This is a genomic window from Pseudomonas sp. Wu6 (genome assembly GCF_019891515.1).
GTDB classification, from domain to species: domain Bacteria; phylum Pseudomonadota; class Gammaproteobacteria; order Pseudomonadales; family Pseudomonadaceae; genus Aquipseudomonas; species Aquipseudomonas orientalis_A.
The window spans coordinates 1-15,880 of sequence record NZ_JAFLXH010000069.1 but is presented as its reverse complement, the minus strand read 5'-3'; the positions used below and the strand labels follow the sequence as shown (position 1 = coordinate 15,880).

Sequence of the window (15,880 nt, the reverse complement as noted above, 5' to 3'; positions counted from 1 at the left end):
AATGAACGACGAATGCATTCATCGTTAGACTATTTGCCGCCCAATCAGTACGAGCGGCAAACAGCCTGAAAACACCGATTGAGGTGTCCGGAAAAAGTTGACCACCTCAGTCAGGAAGAATGTATTCACCCGAAGACGCGGCGTGACTGGATTGGTTTTCGGGTAGTACGCGAGCTCCAAGCCATACGCCAATCCAATGTGGGAGGGGGCTTGCCCCCGATGAGGGAGGGTCAGTGCATGCTTCTGCAACTGACCCACCGCCATCGGCGGCATAGGTCGCTACCCGGTTGGTGTACTCAACCCGCCTGCACGGCCGGCGTCGCCAATCGATTGCAGCCATACAGCACCATGCCCAACACAATCAGCGCCCCGCCTCGCATCCAGATATCCAGGCTTTGCTGGCTGAGGAGGATCAGGCACGAAACAATCGCCAGCACCGGCACCCAGCTCGGCACGCGAAAATGCTGCTCCTCGATGGTGTCACGCCGCAATACCAGCACCGCCAGGTTGGTACTGAGAAACACGAACAGCAACAACAACACCACCGTCTCGGCCAATGCCGCCAGCGTGCCGGTCAGCGTCAGGGCTATGGCCACGGCCGTACTGGCAATGATCGCGACCCAGGGCGTACGGCGCTTGGGCAGCACGCGGGACAACGGCTCCGGCAACAGGCCCATGCGCGCCATGCCGTAGGTCAGGCGGCTGGCCATGACCATCGTCAGCAGCGCGCCATTGGCGACCGCCACCAGGGCAATGAAGGCAAACAGTTGCGGTGGAATATTCAGGCCCGAGGCACGAACCACTTCGAGCAGCGGTGCCGACGTGGCTGTGAGCTTGTCCATCGGCAACACCACGGAGGCGGCGACACCAACCGCCATATACACGATACCCGCCACGATCAACGCGGCGAACAGCGCGCGCGGGTAAATCCTGCGCACACCCCGGATTTCTTCCGCCAGGTTGGCCGACGTCTCAAAGCCGACGAACGAATAGAATGCCAATAGTGCAGCGCCGAGCACGGCAAGCATCGGGTTGATGCCGGGCTTGAATTCGAACGCCCGCCCCAGGTTGGCCTCGCCGGCCTGCAAGCACCAGGCTGCGGCGACCACCACCAACAGCAGCCCGGACAGCTCCACGCACGTCATCACCATATTGGCGCCCAGCGATTCCTTGATCCCGCGCGCATTCAACAGCGCAATCACCAGCAAAAAGACCAGCGCCGCCCAGTGGGGCGAGACGTCAATGAACGCGGCCAGGTAGTCACCGGCAAATGCCAGGGATAACCCGGCGGCGCTGGTCACGGCGGCTGCAAGCATGCAAAAGCCCACCAGGAACGAAATCAGCGGCGACTTGAACGCCTTTTCGGCGAACACCGAAGCAGCGCCTGCATGGGGGTATTTGGTCACCAACTCGGCGTACGAGCCGGCCGTGAGCATGGCGAAGAACAACGCCACCAGCAGCGGTACCCAGATCGCCCCGCCGACCTGGCCGGCAATGGTTCCGGCCAGCGCATACACGCCGGCGCCGAGCACGTCGCCCAGGATGAACAGGAACAACATCGGGCCGGTCACGGCGCGGCGCAGGGACGGCGTGGAAGGTTCGGCGTGGCTGGGTCTGGGTTCGGTCATGGGCGGCTCTGGCGGCGGGTTGCAGTCAGCGATCATCCGGCGCAGGCCGGCTGAGGCGGGGCTATCTGCAATGGAGAAGGCCTGCGGGGCCAAAGTTCCTTATTTAGTAGCGGCTCCCTTAGCTACCTCCCGGCCGAACGCGAACGTCTGTAAAAATCCATAGCTGAAACGTGTCAGCCAAGGCATCACGCAAAAATATGCATAAATGCATTTTAGCCCTTGACCCGAGGGAACCAGTCTTTTAAAGTCAAATGACTGTATATAAATACAGTATCAACTTAGCTTCACGGACGAGGTTACCTATGAAAAGCACCACTGAAAAATTTGGCAAAACACCCCACCTGCCCAGCCTGTGGACCCGCGCCGATGCGCTGAAAGTCCATGCGGACGACCCCACCACCACCCAGCCGCTGGTCAGTGCCGACTTCCCGGTGCTGAGCGACAAGGTGTTTATCTGGGACACCATGCCGCTGCGCGACATTGACGGAAATATCACTTCCGTCGATGGCTGGTCGGTGATCTTCACCCTGACCGCAGACCGTCACCCCAACGACCCGCAGTACCTCGATGAGAACGGTAACTACGACATCACCCGCGACTGGACCGATCGCCACGGTCGGGCAAAGATGTACTACTGGTACTCCCGCACCGGCAAGGACTGGAAACTCGGCGGCCGGGTCATGGCTGAAGGCGTTTCGCCAACGGTGCGCGAATGGGCCGGCACGCCGATCCTGCTGAACGAGCAAGGCGAAGTGGACCTCTACTACACCGCCGTCACACCCGGTGCGACCATCGTCAAGGTGCGTGGCCGCGTGGTGACCACCGAGCATGGCGTCAGCCTGGTGGGCTTCGAGAAGGTCAAGCCGCTGTTCGAGGCCGACGGCAAGATGTACCAGACCGAAGCGCAGAACGCCTTCTGGGGTTTCCGCGATCCATGGCCGTTCCGCGACCCGAAGGACGGCAAGCTGTACATGCTGTTCGAAGGCAACGTGGCCGGCGAGCGCGGCTCGCACAAGGTGGGCAAGGCAGAAATCGGCGATGTGCCGCCCGGTTATGAAGACGTCGGCAACTCGCGTTTCCAGACCGCCTGCGTTGGTATCGCCGTGGCCCGTGACGAAGACGGCGACGACTGGGAAATGCTGCCGCCGCTGCTGACCGCAGTCGGCGTCAACGACCAGACCGAACGTCCGCACTTCGTGTTCCAGGACGGCAAGTATTATCTGTTCACCATCAGCCACACCTTCACCTATGGCGACGGGGTAACCGGGCCAGACGGTGTGTACGGTTTTGTCGCCGACTCGCTGTTCGGCCCTTACGTGCCCTTGAACGGTTCCGGCCTGGTCCTGGGAAATCCGTCTTCCCAGCCCTTCCAGACCTACTCGCACTGCGTGATGCCCAACGGCCTGGTGACCTCCTTCATCGACAGCGTACCCACCGGCGAAGGCGGGACACAGGTGCGCATCGGCGGCACCGAGGCACCGACCGTGGGCATCAAGATCAAAGGGCAGCAGACATTCGTGGTCGCCGAGTATGACTACGGTTACATCCCGCCGATGGTTGACGTCACGCTCAAATAAGCAAGGTCAACAGACGTCGTAGCATGGCTTGATCGTTCCCACGCTCTGCGTGGGAATGCCGCCCTGGACGCTCCGCGTCCTGCTTTACCTGCGCAAGGTGACGCGGAGCGTCACGGGATGCATTCCCACGCGGAGCGAGGGAACGATCAACGCCCGCCATTTGATACACACAAAGAATTGTCCTGGATACATTCAACCGGACCATTGCCCACGCGCCAGGATCGAGGGGGCGACAGGCCTGCTCGGTTCAAGCGATAGCCCGGCATTGCGCGGCGCTTTGGGGCTGATCAGCCGCGGCCAACCGAGCTGCGCGCGGACAACGACCACGGCATCCAGGACTTTCTGCGTCCAGCGTATGTCCTGCGGATCGACCACGACAACGCGGAATCCATGATCAGCGCCTTCAATCTGCACGCCCTCGGAATCATCGACGTGCAAGTCGATGTCGAATGCCGGCGGATACTTCGAAGGCGCATTGCACAGCCCGTGCCCGGTCAGGGCGCGGTTATGCAGCACACTGTTGACCACTCCATCGACGCGGATTCCATAGAGCAACAGCCAGCGGCGGATGTAGGACGGTGTGCGACCGGACGAGGTATAGACCCAGACACTGCAACCCTGGCGACGCAAGTCGCGGATCAGGGCACGCGTGCCCATGCGCAACGGCTCCCCCAGCCAACGATGCACACAGGCCGGCAGCCAGCTGGTTTCGACAGCGCAGTGGTGCAGCTGACAGGCCAGCGTGTCATCGATATCAAATGAAATACGCAGGCGTTGACGCTTGAATCGGCGCATCAGTGGCCTCTCTCTCGCAGGGGCAGCCGCGCGCCGCTCAGGAAAAACTTGCCTGGATCAGGCGCCTGGTGCTCCAGGAAGGCTGCATACTTTTTCTTGATCTTGGGCAATTCATACAACGCCTTGACACCATGTTTGGCAGAGTTGCGTATCACCGAGGATGGGTTGAAATAACCCTCGGCATTTTCCAGCGTCAGCACGAACGGCGGCAAACCTGCACGCATGAGCAAATAGCTGACGATGAGCGACCCACTGCGGTTGTTGCCTTCAATGAACAACTGCGGCTTGCTGAGGATGCGCACATAGACGCCGGCCGCCCGTTTCCAGACCGATTCGCTGCGATACGCGCAATACCAGTTGAACAGGTCCTTGATACCGCCCTCGACGTTATTGAAGAAATGCTCCTCGGTCGCCGCCAGGTGCTGGGCGTACTCCACCCGCCGCGCCGGGTCTCGACCGCACAGCACCGTGGCGTTGATTTCCAGCATCAGGTTCAGCTGATGAAGATCAAACAGGTCTACGCCGCGTGCGACATAGTCGTCAATCAACGCATAGCCTTCAAGTACATTGAGCAGCACTTCGTCGGTCAAGGGGTCACGCGGCTCGGTGAAGTGCCGGCTAAGCTCGGCGAAGCGCTCCTGCACTTCGCGCAATGCGCGCTCAATGGCAGGTAAATCAAGGCGATGCGTTACAGACATTGAAACTCCTTGGAAACACGAGGTAAAAAATCTACCGATTCACGCCAAGTCCGTTTGGCGTTTGCATGTGGGCGGCCCAGGCCGGACGGTGTTACTCAGCTGAACTTGCCGCTGATGTAGTCTTCGGTCATTTGTTCACGCGGCTTGCCGAAAATCTGCGCAGTGGGGCCCATCTCGACCAGATACCCCGTGCGCGTGCCCTGGGAAATATCCACCGAGAAAAACGCCGTGGTGTCCGCCACCCGGATCGCCTGCTGCATGTTGTGGGTCACCAGCGCGATGGTGTAATCCTTCTTCAGCTCGACCATCAGTTCCTCGACGCGTCGGGTGGCGATCGGGTCGAGTGCCGAGCACGGTTCATCCAGCAGCAACACTTCCGGCTCGGTGGCGATAGCGCGCGCGATACACAGGCGTTGCTGCTGGCCGCCGGAGAGCGACAAGCCGCTGACCTTGAGCTTGTCCTTGACCTCGTCCCACAGGGCGGCGCCCTGCAGCGCGTGTTTCACGCGGTCGCCCAGATCGCCTTTGTAGCGATTGAGGCGCAGACCGAAGGCGACGTTGTCGAAGATGCTCATCGAGAACGGGTTGGGCTGCTGGAACACCATGCCGATGTAACGGCGCACGACCACGGGATCAACGCCCTTGCCGTACACGTCCTGGCCGAGAAAATGCACATGCCCTTCGAAACGAAAGCCCTTGACCAGGTCATTCATGCGATTGAGGCTGCGCAGCACGGTGCTTTTGCCACAGCCGGAAGGCCCGATGAAACCGGTGATCTTGTTTTTTTCGATCGGCACGTGGCTGTCACGCACGGCCATGAAGTTGCCGTAGAAGATCTTGTCCAGCTTGCAGTCCATGACCACAGGCGACTCGGTCACAAACGGAGCGGCTATTTGCGCAGTGGATACGTTCAAAATTCAGGTGCTCCCGCTTTTAGTACTTGGGTTTGCCGAAAATACGGCTCACGACATTCACGACCAGCACGATCATCACCAGCACCAGCGAGGCCGCCCACGCGAGTTCAAGCTGATTGTCGAAAGGCATGCCGGAGAAGTTGTAGATCAGCACGGCCAACGAGGCTGTCGGGTTCATGACGGCCAGGTTGCCGTCGTGGTAGATCCAGTAGTTGCTGAACAGCGCAGTGAACAGCAATGGCGCGGTTTCGCCCGCAGCGCGCGCCACGGCCAGCATGACGCCGGTCAGGATCGCCGGCAGGCCGGTAGGCAAGACGATCTTCCAGATCACCTGCGAACGGGTGCAGCCCATACCGTAGGCAGCGTCCTTCATGATCTTGGGCACCATGCGCATCGACTCTTCGGCCGTCAGCACCACGATTGGCAGCATCAACACGGCCAGCGCCACGCCACCTGCCGGTGCCGAGTAGGTTCCGGTAGTCATCACCACCAGCGCGTAGGCAAACACCCCGGCCAGAATGGACGGCAAGCCGGTGAGCATCTTGGCGGCAAAGCGCGCAGCGCTCGCCAGTTTGCTGTCAGGCCCCAGTTCCGCTAGAAAGACGGCGGCCAGGATACCGACCGGCACGGCGATCGCCGCCGCAATGCCGACCATCACCAGGGTGCCGGCCATGGCGTTGCCGAAGCCGCCACCGGTCTCGAAACCGGTCGGTGGTAGCTCGGTGAAGAGCTCCAGGCTCAGGCGCGCACCGCCTCGGGTGATCAACATATACAGCACGGAGATCAACGGTACGCTGGCCAGCAGCGCGCCGAACCAGACCAGCGTGGTCAAGACCAGGCTGCGCAGGGCGCGGCCTTCGAAGCGGCGCTGCAGGCTGGGCAGCGCGGCGGCAGGCGTGGTGAGGTTGGTCATTGTTTGGTCCCCCGCTGGGCGTAGAGCATGAGCATCGAACCCGCCACGTTGACCAGCAGCGTGATGAACATCAGCACCAGCGCCGCATACATCAACACCTCGATCTCGTTGGGCCCGGCCTCGGGAAAGTTCAGCGCCAGCAAGGCCGCCAGGGTATTGGCCGGTGCAAACAGAGACAGGGAAATGTTGTTTGCATTACCCACCAGCATCGCCAGGGCCATGGTTTCCCCCAGGGCGCGGCCGAGGCCCAGCACCAGGGAGCCGAAGATACCGGTGGCGGCCGACGGCACCATCACCTTGAGAATCGCTTCCCAGTGCGTCGTGCCCATGCCGTAGGCGGCCTGTTTGGTTTTCATCGGCACCGCGGTAAGCGCGTCCTGGGACACTGCGGCAATGGTCGGCAGGATCATGATCGCCAACACCAGCGCGGCCGGCAGCAGGCCCGGCCCGCTCAGGGATGTACCGAAAAAGGGAATCCAGCCAAGTTCCGTGTTCAGCCACGCCGTCAGCGGGCGGATGGCGGGGATGACCACGTAGATGCCCCACAGGCCGTACACCACGCTGGGGATCGCCGCGAGCAATTCGACGATGGTGCGAAACACCGCAGCCAGCTTGGCGGGAAGGAAATCCTGGGTGAGAAAAATCGCCATGCTGACGCCAAAAAAGCCGGCGATCATCAACGCGATAAAAGCACTGTACAGCGTGCCCCAAATCGCCGGCAGAATGCCGTACTTGCCTTGATTGACATCCCAGACGCTGCCCAGCAGCACGTCAAAACCGTGCTTTTCCATGCCTGGAAGGGCCTTGCGCCCTACTTCGAACACCAGTGCGAAGACCAGCGCCAGCACCAGCACCACGCCGATGCGTGCAAGCGCACGGAACGTGCGATCCATCACGAAGTCCTTGGTGGACGGTGGCTGGCACGCAGAGTCCGGGTTACCCGGTACGACAAAAGGTGTGTTCATGGGTTAATTCCGAAACAGGGAAGAAGTGCTCCCGGCATGGCTGACTGCCCATCCCGGAAGCGACCTGGCACGCCTTACTGAATGTTGGCGGAGGCTTTGCGCACCTGCTCGACTACCGAAGGCGGCAGCGGGATGTAGCCCATGGAGTCAGCGATTTTCTGCCCTTCGGTCAGGCTGTACTCGACCATTTCACGCATGGCCTTAGCCTTGGCCGGGTTGCCGTTCTCCTTGCGGAAAATCATCCAGGTGTAGGACGTGATCGGGTAGGACTTGGCACCGTCCGGGTCCGGCAGCCAGGCCACCAGGCTTTCCGGCATCTTCACCGCAGCCAGTGCTTCTGCACCGCTTTCGGCATTGGGCACAACGTACTGGCCGGCCTTGTTCTGCAATTGGGCGAAGTCAACCTTGGCCAGTTTGGCGAAACCGTATTCGATGTAGCCAATCGCGCCTGGGGTCTGGCGTACGGTGGCGGTCACACCGTCGTTCTTGGGCGACTTGATGAACTTGTCGGTAGCTGGCCAGTTAACCGTGTTGCCTTCACCCAATGCTTCTTTGAAGCCAGGGTTGATCGCCGCCAGGTGCTTGGTAAATACCGCGGTGGTGCCACTGGAATCTGCACGCACCACGACGGTGATAGGCGTAGCCGGCAGCTTCAGGTCCGGGTTGGCGGCAACGATCTTCGGATCGTTCCACTGGGTAATCTTGCCCAGGAAGATATCGGAGTACACATCGCGCGGCAGCTTCAGGCCCTTCGGGTTGCCCGGCAGGTTGTACGCCAGCACGATTTCACCGGCGGTCATCGGCAGCAGTTGCACGCCCTCGGCAACCTTGGCGATGTCTTCGTCTTTCATCGCGGAGTCACTGGCGGCGAAGTCGACGGTTTTGTTCAGGAAGTCCTGCACACCCGCCCCGCTCCCCTTGGACTGGTAGTCAACCGTGACGCCCGCGCTTTTCTTGCTGAAATCCTTGAACCAGATGAGGTAGATCGGGGCCGGGAAACTGGCACCGGAACCGGTCAGGCGGATGCTTTCGGCAGCAAACACCGAAGTGGCGCTCAGAGAAACCGCAACGGCGAGTGCAGCAGACTTCATCAAGCTTTTCATTCAGGAACTCCGTGGTGTAATTTCGGGCTCCCGGGACTGTGCAGCAGCTTTGTTACGATTTTATGAAAAATCCATGGCAGGCGCGTTTTTGCCCCCTTTTGCCGGCGCAAACTGGCATTTTGCCGTGATTGCTTCGTAACAAATTGCGACTACCAGGCGAATTCGTCCCTTTCGAGCGCAAACGAGACGAAGACGCCCGCCGGCTTACTTGCCTCCCGTCACGTCAAGGAAGGTGCCGGTCACGAACGACGCTTCGGCGCCGGCCAGCCACAGAATGGCCTGTGCTACTTCCTCCGGTTGGCCGCCGCGCCCCATGGGAATCGAGTCCTTGACGCGATCGACGCGGCCCGGCTCGCCGCCGCTGGCGTGCATGTCGGTGTAGATGTGCCCGGGGCGAACACAGTTGACGCGTATGCCCTCGCGCGCCACTTCCTTGGAAAGCCCGATGGTAAACGTCTCCAGGGCGCCTTTTGATGCGGCATAGTCGATGTATTCGTTGGGACTGCCCAGGCGTGCGGCGCCCGAAGAGACATTGATCACCACCCCGCCCGGCCCGTTGTGCCGGTAAGCCATGCGCTTGACCGCCTGCTGGGCGCAGAGCATGGGGCCGATGGCATTGACCGCAAAGATGCGCTGCATGCGTTCATGGCCAAGATCCTCCAGGCGCGACTGGGTCGCCAGCACCCCGGCGTTATTGACCAGGACATCAATGCGCCCGAACGTGCGGTCGATGGCTGCGAACAACTGCGCGACCTGTTCGGGGTCCGCACTGTCGGCCTGCACGGCCAGGGCCCTGCGCCCCGCTGCCTGCACATCCGCCACCACCGCCAGCGCCGCCGGTTCGTTGGCCACGTAGCTGATCGCGACGTCATAGCCCCTGGCGGCGGCCAGTCGAGCGGTGGCTGCACCCACGCCGCGACTGCCTCCGGTGATCAGGATCAGGGGTGCCTGTGTGACCTTGTCCATTTGAATGACCTCCTGCGTTGTTGGCTGTATCAGCCGATGATGAGGATGCCGGCTACGATCACGACACAGGCCAGGATGCGGCGCAGGGTGAGCGTCTCGCCGAGAAACAGGTAACCGATCAACAGCGCAAACAGCACGCTGGTTTCGCGCAATGCCGACACCGCGCCCAGGGGCGCTTCGTTCATGGCGTAGATAACGATTGCATAGGCCAGCAAGGAGACCAACCCGCCGAGCGCGGCGGTCAACAGGCCGGGCCGCACACTGAACAAGCTGCGGGCATCGCGCAGGCCGATATACACCATCGGCATCAGCACGCCCCACAAGGCGCACATCCACGCAGTGTAAGCCAGCGGCGCGCCGGAGAGCCTGGCACCGATGCCGTCGACGACGCTGTAGGCCGCGATGAAGCAGCCGGTGCCCAGCGCATAAGGCAGGCTGGGAACCGACAGGCTGCGCCCCTTGAAGGCCAGCGAAATGATCCCGCCGGAGACCAGCGTGATACCCAGCAACTGGCCGGGCGCGATGCGCTCGCCGGCAAACACGGCGGCCCCCAGGGTGATCAGCGCAGGCGATGACCCACGCGAAATCGGATAGACCTGCCCCAGGTCACCGACTCGATAGCTGCGCACCAGAAACAGGTTGTAGCCCACATGCAGTAATGCTGACAGCAGCGCATACCCCCAGCTCTCACTGGCGGGTATTGGCATGAACGCTGCGGCGACGCTGCAGGTGATGGCGATGGCAATGCACATTACCGTCATCGACCACAGCCGGTCGGCACCGCCACGCAGCAGCGCGTTCCAGCTGGCGTGCAGGAGCGCGGCGAAAAGAACCAGGCAAACAAGATGAATAGGCATGCGCCATGTTAGGCAGCCCGGCACCGGAACGACAGCGAAGTTTGCTCATTGCAGCATGAACGAATACTCATACCCTATTGAGCCGCCTGTTGCACTTTCAGTGCTTCGCCCATCAACCACTGGCGCAAGTTGAGGACGTGCGGCTGCGCCTCGATGCCCTTGGGGCAGACGAAATAGTAGGCCAGCGGCGATGGGAACGGCACATCGAACAGCCGTACCAGACGGCCATCGCTGATTTCGTTTTCTACGTGGCCGCTGCGCACCAACGCTACGCCCTGGCCGAGCAACGCGGCTTCGACCGTCATATTGCTGTCGCCGAACCTGACACTTTCCCTGAGCGGTGAAAACGCCAGCCCGACAGACTGGAACCACGCCTCCCATTTCGGCACCAGTTCGGCGCCATCGCGGGTCAGCAGCGGCAAACGCAACAACTCGGCCGGATCACGCGGGGTTCCGAGGCGTTGCAACAAGTCGGGGCTGGCCACCGGAAACACCTGCTCGCCGAACAAAAACTCCGAGTACAGACCAGGATAACTGCCCTTGCCCAGCCGAATCGCGACATCCGCCTGGCCCTGCGCAAAGTGGATGATCTTGTCGGTGGTGTCCAGCGACACCAACAGCTCGGGGTGCTGACGGGCCAGGCTCGGCAAGCGCGGCAACAGCCATTTGAGTGCGAACGAATAGGTGGTGCTGACGCTGAGCCGCACCCGGCCTTTTTGCTCGCGCAGGTCGCCCAGGGTTGCCTCCAGGCTGATGAAGAATTCGCGCACGATGGGCGCCAGCGTAGCCCCCGCCGCCGTGAGGCGTAGCGGTTGACCGCGTTCAAACAGCTGCAGCCCCCACAGCGTTTCCAGGTGCTTGAGCTGATGGCTGACCGCGCTCTGGCTCACATGCAGTTCCTGGGCGGCGGCCGTAAAGGTCGGATGCCGCGTGGCGGCTTCAAATGCGCGCAAGGTGGCGGTCGGCGGCAGGTCTCTCATAGGCAGGGTCTCGGCGAGTGGGCAGGAACAGGCAGGGCATGAGCTCAGGCTCATGTTAACCCGGTCCGAGGGTGATTACGCTGATGATGGTTGGGGCTGGCACTCGCTTTCATTATCCGAATCGCAAGCGAGAAGACGAATGGCGAGCCAATGCACTACATGCAGATGTCGCGATGGCATAATATGCCAACGATCGAATACGCCCCGCAGCGGAGCTCACCATGGGTACACGAAACGTCGTCCTCACCTCGCACCACGAACAGGTTATCCAGGACCTGGTTCAATCCGGCCGTTATCAGAATGCCAGCGAAGTCATGCGTGAGGGCTTGCGCCTCCTGGAACAGCGCGTTGCCGAAGAGGCCGCTAAACTTCAGGCCCTGCGGCAAGCTACCTCAATGGGCCTGATGGACCTTGAACAAGGCCGCTTCACGCCGCTGGCCGAAGTCGATATTGAACAGTTTCTCGACGGCTTGGGCCTGGAGGCGACGCGCCCTGCGCGGGGGAAAACCTGAGCATGCCGCACTATCGAATTTCCGATGCTGCACGTGGCGATATCGTCGATATTCTCCGGCACTCCCAGATGCAATTCGGTGAATCGGCGCGTAAGCGCTATCAGACGCTGATCCTGACGACCCTGCAAACCCTCGCCAAAACGCCCCATCACGTCGCCAGCCGCGCCCGCGATGAAATTGCACCGGGGCTTAGAAGCTATCACCTCAGTCATTCGCGCCAACACGCAAACCCACGCCATGCAACGGTGAAGAACCCTCGCCATATCGTGTTTTACCGGCTAGCGCACGATAAAGCGGTTGAAGTCGTCAGGTGTCTTCACGACGCAATGGACGTGCAACTGCACCTGCCGGACGAGTGAAGTTGCCAACTTCAAACGACAAACATTTGCCTGCAAAGATGGACCGGTACATCCGCCCCGCCACACCCGACGACCTGCATGCACGCCTCGCACTGGACGCCTACGCCGCCCCTACACCGGAAACTGCGCCCTGATCAGCGTGCCACCCTCGGCCAGGTTGCTGGCGGTCAAGGCGCCGCCATGGGCCTGGCAGATTGCCCTGGCGATGGACAAGCCCAGCCCGCTGCCGCCCGAGTAACGCGCCCGGGAGCGTTCCGCCCGCCAAAAGCGATCAAATACGCTGTCCAGGTGCTGTGCCTCGATACCCGGGCCGCGATCGCCGATTTCAATCACGATCAGGTCTTGAACCTGGCACGCCATGATATTCAACTCACCGCCGCCTGCCGCATAACGCAACAGGTTATCAACCAGAATGTTGATGACCTGCCCGAGGCGATCGCGATCGGCATGCACGCGCAGCCCCTCGGCCATAGTAATCTGCGTGCGAACACCGGCCTGATCCAACTGCGGCTCAAACCAGGCCAACCGTTCGGCCACCAGCGCCATCAGGGGAAAATCGCTGCGCTCGAGCACCAACCGGCCAGCCCGGGCCATCGACAGCAGGTGCAAATCATCCACCAGTTTGCTCAACTGATCGAGCTGACGCTTGACCATGCCCAACTGCGCGGCATCGCTGGGAAACACCTCGTCGAGCATACCCTGCACGCGCCCCATGGCGGCATTCAACGGCGTGCGCAGTTCGTGGGCAATGACCGCGCTGGACTCGCGCACATCACGCTCATAGCGCTCCAGTTGGGTGCTCATGCTGTTGAAGTCGCCGGCCAGCCGTTGCAACTCGTCGGGTGCATCGCGGTGGACCGGCAGGCGCGTCAGGAAATCCCCACCGGCGACGCGCCTGGCGCCCTGGGCAATCGTCGAAAACTGACTGGACAAGGGCCGCGAAAACCACAGGCCGCAGGCAATGATGATGGGGATGGCGGCCAGCACCAGGCCAACCAGTACCAGCCAGTCCTGATTGGCGATCGCCGGCTGGAAATAGTCCAGCGGGTAGTACTGGGCCACCAATTGACGCAAGCGCGCCTCGTTGAGTCCTGGGTCGGCGCGCAGTTGCTGCAGCTCTTCGCGCAGCCCCGGCGGCAGGTGCTGCACAAAATCCCGATCCGACAACGTGATGTTGAGCCACATGCACACCGAGATCACCACCACGGCGCCGATCGCCAGCAGGCTCATGCGCATGCCGATCCAGCGCCACAGCGGTTTGTCGTTGATCGGTGATTTATCCGGCATGGGTTTATCCAACATGGTGTTTACCTGAACCGATAGCCAATGGAACGCACCGTCACCAGCACCCCGGCGATGCCATGGGATTCCAGCTTGCGGCGCAGGTTGTGCACATGGGTATCGACGACACGGGCCAGGGCTTCGCTTTCCGGCAGGCAGATTTCCAGCAGTTCGTCACGGGTGAAGGCTTTGGACGGAGTCTGGAGCAACGTCACCAGCAGCTTGAATTCCGTCGGCGTCAGCTCCAGCCATTGCGGTGCTGCATCGCCCTGCTCGATGGCTACGGTAAAAGCGTCAAGATCCACCCGCAGGTTCTCATGGCGCAACAGGTGTGCCACTGGCTGGTTGCCGGTGGTGCGTCGCAGCACCGCCTGTACCCTCGCCACCACTTCACGCGGGCTGTAGGGCTTGACCACATAATCGTCTGCGCCGTAGCGCAAGGCGCCAAGCTTTTCCGGTTCGTCGCCCATGGCCGTGACCATGATCACCGGCGTGTCACTGCTGCGGCGCACGGCGGACAACACCTCGGTGCCACTCAAGCGCGGCAGCATCACGTCGAGCAATATCAGGTCGGGCTGCCAGCTCTTGTGCAGATCGAGACCGCGCTGACCGTCTTCGGCCAAGGCCACCTCATAGCCATCCCGGCGCAGATAGGCTTCGAGAATGCTGGCGCTGTCGGCGTCGTCTTCGACAATGAGGATACGTTTTCCTGACACAAAGAAGCCTCTTGATGAAACCTTGATAATTTACGAATGGTTTATTGAAAGTCCGCTGCCAGGATTGCCCTGTGCCCGACTTTCGCGAACCGATCCTATGCTCACCACCGCACCGCTGTCCAAGCCTATCCACTCGCCTGAAAGGCTCCATGCAAGCGCCAGCCTTTTCATCCTTGGGGCCGAGCGTGGCCCTGTTCGTACGGCTGTCTACGCCGGATAAAGTTGGACACCCGATGATTTCTTTCAAGCACCTCTGCACGATGGCCGTGCTGCTCGGCGCGCTGTCGATAAGTATCGACAGTCAAGCCTCCTCCCCTCGGCCCGCCGATGCATTCGTCCATCCGGGCCTGCTCCAGACCCAGACGGACTTCACGCGAATACGCGAAAAACTGGCCAACCAAAACGCGCCATGGCTGGCCGGCTGGCAAAAGCTGATCGCCAATCCACATGCCTCATTGGCCTGGCAGGCCGATCCGCTGCCCGTGGTGTACCGCACTTCAGATGGCTTGAATAACGACAGCACACTGTTCAACGACGCCGCCGCAGCCTATGCACTGGCCCTGCGCTGGCAGATCTCGCAAGACCCCGCCTATGCCGACAAGGCCGTGGGCATTTTGAACCAGTGGTCTTCCACCCTCACCGCGATCAAGGGCGAGCCCGACAAGTCCCTGGCGGCAGGCTTGGCCGGTTATCAACTGGCCAACGCGGCCGAACTGCTGCGCAGCTACCCGAAGTGGCAGGCGACAGACTTTCATCGATTTCAGGGCATGCTGCTCAGCGTGTTCTATCCCATCAATCATGACTTCCTGCTGCACCACGATGGGAGCCCGCCTGATCGTCACGGCGCCCGTTGGGACCTGGCCAACATGAACTCGATACTGGCCATCGGCGTACTGACGGATCGCCGCGACCTCTACAACGAGGCGGTCGACTACTTCAAGCACGGCAGCGGTAACGGCGCCATCGAACACGCCGTCTGGAAGCTCCACGGCAATGGCCTGGGTCAAGTCCAGGAAAGCGGGCGGGATCAGGCATACGCCCTGCTCGACATCGCCTTGCTCGGCAGCTTCTGCCAAATGGCCTGGAGCCAGGGCGACGACCTGTTCGGCTACCAGAACAACCGCGTACTGCAGGGCGCCGAGTGCGTGGCCCAGTACAACCTGGGCCAGGACGTACCGTTTACCCCTTTGCTCGATCGCAGGTTCAAACAGAGCGTCGTCTCGCCCAACCATCGGGGCGAAATCCGTCCGATATGGGAGCTGCTTTACAACCATTACGTCGTGCGCAAAAGCCTCAGCGCGCCGAATGTGAAAGCCATGGCGAATAAGGCCCAGGTGGAAGGTGGCGGCGGCGATTATGGCCGAGACAGCGGCGGTTACGAGCAACTGGGGTATGGAACATTGCTGTATTCGTTGGGCGAATATGGCGTGTCAGATGCTGAATTGGTGCCGTAAGCGACGCCGGGGCCGAACGGCCCGGATCGTGGCTATGCATAGCGGTCAACGGTAACCACGATGCGAAGCGAGTCGCTCTTGATCTTGATCTGCTTTTGATCCTAGGCGCCCCGTTAAACCACGCTGGCCGAACGCAGGCTTGAATCCGTGGGCAACCCGGCA

General features: G+C 61.2%; 16 protein-coding genes. 4 read left to right on the top strand and 12 right to left on the bottom strand.

Annotated elements, in window-relative coordinates; translation table 11 throughout:
* Positions 1-296: 296 nt before the first annotated feature.
* A complete protein-coding gene (locus tag J1G34_RS26470) occupies positions 297-1,628 on the bottom strand; it encodes an APC family permease (RefSeq protein ID WP_262411973.1) in 1,332 nt (443 codons plus the stop codon).
* Positions 1,629-1,930: 302 nt separating this feature from the next.
* On the opposite strand from J1G34_RS26470, the gene J1G34_RS26465 reads away from it, so the two are divergent.
* Positions 1,931-3,205 (top strand): glycoside hydrolase family 68 protein, encoded by a 1,275-nt coding sequence (locus tag J1G34_RS26465; protein ID WP_065895575.1) that lies wholly within the window; start codon positions 1,931-1,933, stop codon positions 3,203-3,205.
* A gap of 192 nt (positions 3,206-3,397) precedes the next feature.
* Here J1G34_RS26465 and J1G34_RS26460 read toward each other — a convergent pair whose 3' ends face one another.
* From J1G34_RS26460 to gcvA, 9 genes are all read right to left on the bottom strand, one after another.
* Positions 3,398-4,000: a hypothetical protein gene (locus J1G34_RS26460; protein ID WP_065935578.1), complete on the bottom strand. Its 603-nt coding sequence runs from the start codon at positions 3,998-4,000 to the stop codon at positions 3,398-3,400.
* On the bottom strand, positions 4,000-4,698 hold the full coding sequence (locus tag J1G34_RS26455) for a hypothetical protein (protein ID WP_065895572.1): 699 nt from the start codon (positions 4,696-4,698) through the stop codon (positions 4,000-4,002). The genes J1G34_RS26460 and J1G34_RS26455 overlap by 1 nt, the downstream gene beginning before the upstream one ends.
* Positions 4,699-4,793: 95 nt before the next feature.
* Positions 4,794-5,555, bottom strand: a complete 762-nt coding sequence (gene pstB / locus J1G34_RS26450; RefSeq protein WP_065888298.1) for a phosphate ABC transporter ATP-binding protein PstB — start codon at positions 5,553-5,555, stop codon at positions 4,794-4,796.
* A gap of 76 nt (positions 5,556-5,631) precedes the next feature.
* A complete protein-coding gene (gene pstA / locus J1G34_RS26445; protein WP_065888297.1) occupies positions 5,632-6,525 on the bottom strand; it encodes a phosphate ABC transporter permease PstA in 894 nt (297 codons plus the stop codon).
* Positions 6,522-7,490 (bottom strand): phosphate ABC transporter permease subunit PstC, encoded by a 969-nt coding sequence (gene pstC / locus J1G34_RS26440; RefSeq protein ID WP_065888296.1) that lies wholly within the window; start codon positions 7,488-7,490, stop codon positions 6,522-6,524. Before pstC ends, pstA begins: the two co-directional genes overlap by 4 nt.
* 74 nt (positions 7,491-7,564) lie before the next feature.
* Complete coding sequence (pstS, locus tag J1G34_RS26435) at positions 7,565-8,593, bottom strand: phosphate ABC transporter substrate-binding protein PstS (RefSeq protein WP_222994846.1); 1,029 nt, start codon at positions 8,591-8,593, stop codon at positions 7,565-7,567.
* Between the two features lie 204 nt (positions 8,594-8,797).
* Complete coding sequence (locus J1G34_RS26430; protein ID WP_065895569.1) at positions 8,798-9,559, bottom strand: SDR family oxidoreductase; 762 nt, start codon at positions 9,557-9,559, stop codon at positions 8,798-8,800.
* Between the two features lie 29 nt (positions 9,560-9,588).
* The gene (locus J1G34_RS26425) at positions 9,589-10,416 is read right to left on the bottom strand and encodes a DMT family transporter (protein ID WP_065895568.1); all 828 of its coding nucleotides are present in this window, start codon (positions 10,414-10,416) and stop codon (positions 9,589-9,591) included.
* Positions 10,417-10,490: 74 nt separating this feature from the next.
* Positions 10,491-11,396, bottom strand: a complete 906-nt coding sequence (gene gcvA / locus J1G34_RS26420) for a transcriptional regulator GcvA (protein ID WP_065896175.1) — start codon at positions 11,394-11,396, stop codon at positions 10,491-10,493.
* A gap of 221 nt (positions 11,397-11,617) precedes the next feature.
* Between gcvA and J1G34_RS26415 the strand changes: the two genes are divergently transcribed.
* On the top strand, positions 11,618-11,908 hold the full coding sequence (locus J1G34_RS26415; RefSeq protein ID WP_065895566.1) for a type II toxin-antitoxin system ParD family antitoxin: 291 nt from the start codon (positions 11,618-11,620) through the stop codon (positions 11,906-11,908).
* A gap of 2 nt (positions 11,909-11,910) precedes the next feature.
* Positions 11,911-12,267 carry a type II toxin-antitoxin system RelE/ParE family toxin gene (locus J1G34_RS26410; protein ID WP_065895565.1) on the top strand — a complete coding sequence of 119 codons (357 nt, stop codon included), beginning with the start codon at positions 11,911-11,913 and terminating at the stop codon, positions 12,265-12,267.
* Positions 12,268-12,378: 111 nt separating this feature from the next.
* Here the strand turns inward: J1G34_RS26410 and J1G34_RS26405 are convergent, their stop codons facing one another.
* Both J1G34_RS26405 and J1G34_RS26400 read right to left on the bottom strand, forming a co-directional pair.
* Positions 12,379-13,554, bottom strand: a complete 1,176-nt coding sequence (locus J1G34_RS26405; RefSeq protein ID WP_370671684.1) for a sensor histidine kinase — start codon at positions 13,552-13,554, stop codon at positions 12,379-12,381.
* A gap of 20 nt (positions 13,555-13,574) precedes the next feature.
* Complete coding sequence (locus tag J1G34_RS26400) at positions 13,575-14,264, bottom strand: response regulator (protein WP_065895563.1); 690 nt, start codon at positions 14,262-14,264, stop codon at positions 13,575-13,577.
* Between the two features lie 233 nt (positions 14,265-14,497).
* On the opposite strand from J1G34_RS26400, the gene J1G34_RS26395 reads away from it, so the two are divergent.
* Complete coding sequence (locus J1G34_RS26395; protein ID WP_222994845.1) at positions 14,498-15,718, top strand: alginate lyase family protein; 1,221 nt, start codon at positions 14,498-14,500, stop codon at positions 15,716-15,718.
* The last annotated feature ends 162 nt before the right edge of the window (positions 15,719-15,880 follow it).

What these genes read in the sequence shown, in the direction of transcription:
- J1G34_RS26470 (WP_262411973.1), bottom strand. Translation starts at nt 1,628, where the DNA reads ATGACCGAACCCAGACCCAGCCACGCCGAACCTTCCACGCCGTCCCTG.
- J1G34_RS26465 (WP_065895575.1), top strand. Translation starts at nt 1,931, where the DNA reads ATGAAAAGCACCACTGAAAAATTTGGCAAAACACCCCACCTGCCCAGC.
- J1G34_RS26460 (WP_065935578.1), bottom strand. Translation starts at nt 4,000, where the DNA reads ATGCGCCGATTCAAGCGTCAACGCCTGCGTATTTCATTTGATATCGAT.
- J1G34_RS26455 (WP_065895572.1), bottom strand. Translation starts at nt 4,698, where the DNA reads ATGTCTGTAACGCATCGCCTTGATTTACCTGCCATTGAGCGCGCATTG.
- pstB (WP_065888298.1), bottom strand. Translation starts at nt 5,555, where the DNA reads ATGGACTGCAAGCTGGACAAGATCTTCTACGGCAACTTCATGGCCGTG.
- pstA (WP_065888297.1), bottom strand. Translation starts at nt 6,525, where the DNA reads ATGACCAACCTCACCACGCCTGCCGCCGCGCTGCCCAGCCTGCAGCGC.
- pstC (WP_065888296.1), bottom strand. Translation starts at nt 7,490, where the DNA reads ATGAACACACCTTTTGTCGTACCGGGTAACCCGGACTCTGCGTGCCAG.
- pstS (WP_222994846.1), bottom strand. Translation starts at nt 8,593, where the DNA reads ATGAAAAGCTTGATGAAGTCTGCTGCACTCGCCGTTGCGGTTTCTCTG.
- J1G34_RS26430 (WP_065895569.1), bottom strand. Translation starts at nt 9,559, where the DNA reads ATGGACAAGGTCACACAGGCACCCCTGATCCTGATCACCGGAGGCAGT.
- J1G34_RS26425 (WP_065895568.1), bottom strand. Translation starts at nt 10,416, where the DNA reads ATGCCTATTCATCTTGTTTGCCTGGTTCTTTTCGCCGCGCTCCTGCAC.
- gcvA (WP_065896175.1), bottom strand. Translation starts at nt 11,396, where the DNA reads ATGAGAGACCTGCCGCCGACCGCCACCTTGCGCGCATTTGAAGCCGCC.
- J1G34_RS26415 (WP_065895566.1), top strand. Translation starts at nt 11,618, where the DNA reads ATGGGTACACGAAACGTCGTCCTCACCTCGCACCACGAACAGGTTATC.
- J1G34_RS26410 (WP_065895565.1), top strand. Translation starts at nt 11,911, where the DNA reads ATGCCGCACTATCGAATTTCCGATGCTGCACGTGGCGATATCGTCGAT.
- J1G34_RS26405 (WP_370671684.1), bottom strand. Translation starts at nt 13,554, where the DNA reads ATGCCGGATAAATCACCGATCAACGACAAACCGCTGTGGCGCTGGATC.
- J1G34_RS26395 (WP_222994845.1), top strand. Translation starts at nt 14,498, where the DNA reads ATGATTTCTTTCAAGCACCTCTGCACGATGGCCGTGCTGCTCGGCGCG.